The following is a 272-nucleotide window of genomic DNA, read 5'->3' on the forward strand; positions in this document are numbered from 1 at the left end:
GGTAGAAGAAGCGGCGCCGGGCGTCGTCAACATTTCTACCTCGCGCACGGTGCAGCGCAGCAGCTCGCCGTCGGTACAAGGGTTTGGAGGTCAGGAAATTCCCGAAATCTTTCGCCACTTTTTTGGTGACAGTTTTCCAGCGCCGCCCAGTGGTGGTCAGGGGCGTGGCCAGGAGCGACAGTCATTAGGCTCTGGCTTCATCATCAGTGAAGATGGCTATGTGATGACCAACGCCCACGTGGTACAGGATGCCGATGAGATTCTGGTGCGCC

General features: G+C 58.1%; 1 protein-coding gene. It reads left to right on the forward strand.

The features are described from left to right. Positions 1–272 (forward strand): trypsin-like peptidase domain-containing protein (locus tag P8629_RS11870; RefSeq protein WP_278166326.1); only part of this gene is annotated, 272 nt, incomplete at both ends.

Origin of the sequence: Hydrogenovibrio sp. 3SP14C1 (assembly GCF_029625905.1) — a bacterium.
Classification (GTDB): Bacteria; Pseudomonadota; Gammaproteobacteria; order Thiomicrospirales; family Thiomicrospiraceae; genus Hydrogenovibrio.